General features: G+C 55.6%; 4 protein-coding genes and 1 pseudogene. 3 read left to right on the plus strand and 2 right to left on the minus strand.

Annotation, left to right across the window (positions count from 1 at the left end; genetic code table 11):
• Positions 1-280: hypothetical protein (locus VK725_RS09215; protein ID WP_325317765.1), on the minus strand; the 280-nt coding region annotated here is incomplete at its 3' end.
• 53 nt (positions 281-333) lie between these two features.
• Positions 334-2,697, minus strand: a complete 2,364-nt coding sequence (locus VK725_RS09220) for a S53 family peptidase (protein ID WP_325317766.1) — start codon at positions 2,695-2,697, stop codon at positions 334-336.
• Positions 2,698-3,803: 1,106 nt separating this feature from the next.
• Here VK725_RS09220 and VK725_RS18595 point away from each other — a divergent pair.
• The 3 genes and pseudogenes from VK725_RS18595 to VK725_RS18605 form a co-directional block, all read left to right on the plus strand.
• Positions 3,804-3,911: pseudogene (locus VK725_RS18595) on the plus strand (helix-turn-helix domain-containing protein); the annotation flags it as partial.
• Positions 3,909-4,232 carry a LysR substrate-binding domain-containing protein gene (locus VK725_RS18600; protein WP_414648477.1) on the plus strand — a complete coding sequence of 108 codons (324 nt, stop codon included), beginning with the start codon at positions 3,909-3,911 and terminating at the stop codon, positions 4,230-4,232. The pseudogene VK725_RS18595 and the gene VK725_RS18600, both read left to right, overlap by 3 nt.
• Positions 4,208-4,495: a LysR substrate-binding domain-containing protein gene (locus tag VK725_RS18605; protein ID WP_414648478.1), complete on the plus strand. Its 288-nt coding sequence runs from the start codon at positions 4,208-4,210 to the stop codon at positions 4,493-4,495. The genes VK725_RS18600 and VK725_RS18605 overlap by 25 nt, the downstream gene beginning before the upstream one ends.
• The last annotated feature ends 698 nt before the right edge of the window (positions 4,496-5,193 follow it).

Here is a 5,193-nt window from a genome sequence, read left to right on the forward strand (position 1 = left end):
TCGCCGCAGTGCGCGATGCACTGGGCTTGAGCACCAGTTGGAGATGATTCATGGACGTCGAGCCCGCCAAGGGTGTGCTCGGTGCACCCGCGATAAACCCCAAATGGGTTTTGGTCAGGGTTGTGAGGTGGCCGTCACTTACGTTTTGCGTGACCCGCGGTGCTTCGGTACTGGTGAAACCTGCCGCGTCGCTCGCTAGCGATTGTGCCAGCAACAGGCTGGGCAGACCGGCAAGCGCGGCGGCGATCGACACGCTGAGAACGCCATAGCGTTGTTTCATGATGAAGCCTCATCGAATGAGTTGATGGAGAAGGGAGGGCGTGCTGTCCGGCGTTATTGCGGAGCAGCCGGTGGCGCGTGATCAAACGCCCGCCATGCGATCAACAGATTGGTGGCATTCACCGACCCCAGTCCGGAGGTAAAGCTCCAGCCCGGCTGCGCACCGTAGGCTTTATTTCCTGGTCCATACGTGGTGGGCGCGGCATCGACGCTGGTCAGGCCAACGTGAAAACCAGTGCCACGAAGTCCCGGCTGACCGTACGCGCCATAGATATAGCAATTGGGTGTGCTTACCTCCGGCACTTCATCAACACATTGCGTGGAATTCGAGCCCCGGGTGACGTTGTGAAACACACAACTGCTAGTTCCTGCCGCACCGTTGTTGGCATTGCAGGTGGCCAAACTGGCGGGTGTCGGGCCGGTCGCACTGCCGTATTCCTCAGCGGCCAATGCGTACAGTGTCGGTGCCGCATTTCCCTGATCGATGGGTAATCCGCGTGCGGCCAGTCCCTGATCGATGAGCGCCTGAATGCCGGCAAACATGGGCGAGGACAACGACGTGCCCGCGACGAGTTCTACCGGGCCGGTCCAACCCGGTGTACACGGATACGCCGCGGTGCAAATGATCACCGAGGTGTAGTCGCCGTAGGACCCGCCGAAGAGCGCTACATCCGGTACGTCGCGGGATTGGTCCACGGCTGCGTTGTAGACCTGCCGCTGCCATGCCGGTTTCGCATCCACCGAGGAAGGACCGCCGCTGGTCCCTTCGGACGTCAAGTAGTCACCGTTCGGGTCATGTGCGAGTGCGTTCAGGCAGAACGCGACAGCACCGCTATAGCCGGCGGCCGTCGCCGCCACACCGTTACCGCAGCTTGTGTTCCAGGGAATTTCGGGAACATAGGACAGCGCCGATCCACCCACCACACTCGGCGTGGGATCAAAATACTGGCTGGTGGTGCCGTCAAGAACGTCCGCCAAGTCCGTACCACCCACCACCGTGTCATGCGGCGATGTGCCGAATGCATTGGCGTCGATGGCGGTGTTGCCATACTCGCCGCTGATGACCCCGTTGTTGAAACTCGGATTCGAGCCCGAGTCACCCGCTGACACGAAGACGGAAATACCTTCCGCATCGGCCTGCGCCCACATCAGATCGATCGCCGTCTTGGCGGCGCTTCCTACTTCAAACTCGCCAAAACCGTAACTGGCACTGATGATATCTGGCCGCGTCGCACTATTGACCAGGTTTGTCGCAGCAATGAATGTACCGCCGAAGAAATTGGTGGTCACGTAACCCGAAAGGTCGGCGGTGAAACTGGAGCAAGAAGCAACCTCGATATTCGCGCCAGGGGCAATCGCGGTCGCCCACTCCGCATCCAAAATGGTCTCGGGTTCTTCACCAAAGATCGCCACCGATGGATCGGTGCAGTTATTCGGTCCGCTCGTCGGTGCAGGATTGATCAGGTTGAACGTACCGCCATACTGGCCCAGGTTGAATTGGCTCACGAAATTGGCCCAATCCGCCGGGGCCATATCACCGTCTTCCACTACCGCGATGGTGATACCTTTGCCGGTCATACCGTTGTTGCGAATCGTCCGAATGCCATACATCGTGACCATGTCGTTCGGCACCAAGCCGCGCAAGCCATCACTGAACGGGATCGCTTCACCGGCGACTTCCGATCCCTTTGCCTTTTGCGTCACCGCAGGTGCAAACCTTTTCTTCGACGCACTCCACTGTGCAATCTTGGATTTCGACGCCGTGTGCAGCGCCGTGGGGTGAAAGTCGTCGAGCCCGATTACCCCGGCCACTACCGGCTGCAACGCTGCCGGAATGCTGATGTCGTTGGCATTGGCCAAGTGCTTTTCCGTGCCAAGCGTGTAGATGTTTTCCTGGGTGTGGAATGCCTGATTGACTTGCGCCACCGTGCCGCTGAAATCGATCTGCGCTTTATTGGGGTACACGTTGTTGACGGTGAAGCCTTGAGCGGTCAGCCACGACGTCACCGCAGCAATATCGTTATCGACCACACCAAAATATTCGCCGAACTGCTCAGGGGTTAACCACTTCTGAAATTGGGGGGACGAAGGATTGTGCTGATTAGCAATCATTGCTTCCATGGATGCCATGCGCGATGCGCTGGGTTTGAGCACCAGCTGCAGGTGATCCATTTTCGTTTCGTTCGCGAGCGGCACGCTCGATGAAGCCTTGGCTACCACTGCAAGATGAGTCTTGGGAAGCATAGTCACGCTGACGTACGTAACGACCCGGTTTACCCGAGGAGCCTCGTTGATATTACCTATTGTCGCTATGGCACTCGTCGCGCCTGTCACCGTTTGCGCCTTCAATGCTCCGGCCCCGCTAGCCAGCGCTGTTGCAATGCATGCACTTAAAATGAAATGTTTTTGTTTCATCATCGAACCCCATGACACACGTTGGTCCAAAAATGGAGACACACTAGAGGGCTCGTTGTTTGCAAAGCTCGCTATCTGTGAACATCTCTATCAGTCCCCTCTCGCTTATCACGCTTGTATTCCCAAGCGCACCCTTCTCTGCGACCTGCTAATTTTTCTCGCACACAGCCGTCACCGCTCCAGTGACGAAGGGCGAAGGATGGGCCGCACATGTCCCCGTTCAATCAAAGATGATGGCATGGCAAGCAGTAGCGTCTCTAAGGAAAACGCGATGGCCTGCGATCTGCTTTGATACTCTTCCCGCCATCGAGTATCGGTTCGCCAAAGAAGCATCACAATAGAAAGCACTGGTGCATTTACAACTTGATGTAAATACATCATTCATCGATCACCAGCTTGCAACAATTGATCACATCCATGGCCTTCTATCAGGACACCCATTTGTGGAGGGAGCAGGGACCTTCTCGATGCGTGAATCATCGCGTTGCATGCCAAGGGCGGTCGCAATCGCCTCCCAAACCCGCTCATTTTCACCTTCCAAATTTAATTCGAAGGCGAAGTTTCCATTGCACGGAGTTTGATGAATCATCATCCACCTAGCTGCCCTTGGTCGCATTCCGATCCAATCCGGCAGTGCTGCGGCAATTGAGGTGAATGGCGTTTCCAATTGCATGAATGCACCAAATAAATGCACTGCCCAGCTTGTCTTGAGCAGTACGCTGCGGGCTCAACCAATCGATTATTCGCTCACACATACCCCTCCCCGCACCTTCAGGCTCTTAGTGAAGCAACGCCACACCTGCGGGAAATAACGGAAGCAGGTTGCGCAGGCTTTCGCGCGATCGCGAGAGTGCACGTTAACGGTTAGGACGGAGGTGCTTACCGTTGTTGTGACTTCAGCAACGCTATGACGTGCACCAGAGAAAAGCACGAGTAGCAAGTATTCGTCAGGTATTCGTCACAGTAGCTACAGTAGTTCTTGTGAGCGTCTATGATAATCCTCACGATCGAGCATGAGCTGATGCAAGAATATGGATAATGCGGAAGGTCGGTATCGTGGAACTTGAAGCTGCCATAGCCGTCGCCCGGCGACGGTCTTTCGCACAACTTCCGCTGACGTGGGTATATCCCCAACGGTTCTTAGTAAGACGATCGCAGGACTCGAAGCCCGATTGAGCATGCGGCTGTTCAATCGAACGACACGCAGCGTTTCGCTGGCGTCTGCAGGCGCGAAATTTCTCGCGGAGATCGAACCGGCTGTAGGGGCGATCTATCATGCGATCGAGATGGTCAACAGCCATCGGGATAAACCCGCTGGCACTTTGCGGTTCAACAGTTCCGTGGGAGCGGCACGACGCGTTCTATCTCCTATCATTTTGGAGTTTGCGCATATTTGCCCCGAGATACAGGTGGATCTCGTCACGGAGGATCGCCTTATCGATATCGTGGCCGAGGGCTTCGACGTCGGTATACGACCGGCTGACATGGTGCCAGGAGACATGATTGCGTACCCATTCCCAAGGAGGGGTTTCTCGTAGTGGGATCGCCGGCGTATTTCGAGGGCCGCACGGAAACCGAGACGTCACAAGACCTCCTTAACCACATCTGCATTCGTGCGTGGACGGCCAGCGGCCGTATGTATCGCTGGGAGTTCAAGCGTGATGGCCAGATCACTACACTTGATGTACCTGGCCAAGTCACGCTTGATGATGCTAGCTTGATGTTGGAGGCAGTACTGGCTGGGGCGGGCTTGGCCTACATGGTCGATTGGTGGGTAAGCGAGAGCATCCGCGATGGGTAAGCGTCGACAAGTCTTGGCTGGCTTCACTTCCTCATCGACAGCGCTTTGTCTCTATTACTCAAGCCACCGCTATCAACCGGCAGGATTGCGTACTCTAGTCTCATTCATTGAGGAAGTACGCAACAAGAGCAAGTAACAAAACGCGCTTTTCGTCGCGGTTCGCCGTCGGGGTTCTTTACTGCTTGCGATTTTCAGCACTTCGGCACCCACCTCAAACTCCCGACCTTACCTTGGCGTATTGCTGTGCAACTATCGTTCGCTCAGGAAGGTTCCGACAAGTGGATTGAATGGCATGACGGCGATGCTGTCTTCCTGAGCCAATGGGACATGCTCACGCTCGATCTCACGCCATAGCAGGTTGTTAAGCGGCCCTACGGAAACGACGCGCAGCAACTTCAGAATGTGCTGCCATCCGAATGCTATTGACAGACGTCAGGTGACTTATCATTTTGTGCGGATTATCGGGGACGTTCAGACGTCCGAATGCCTTCGGAAAATCGTACTTTGCCTTGACGACTTTGGTATACGATTGGTGATAGATGGCTTGACAGTGTTGAATCGCGAGAAGCGCCAATGGTCACACAACGAACCAAATTGAATACGCTAAGGCCCTTGGAGGCGATTGGCATCAATGAGATGGAAGAGCGTGTTTATGGTGCACTTCTGGAGCATCGAATAGCGACAACGGAGGATGTAGC

This window comes from Dyella sp. (genome assembly GCF_035486915.1).
GTDB lineage: Bacteria > Pseudomonadota > Gammaproteobacteria > Xanthomonadales > Rhodanobacteraceae > Dyella_B.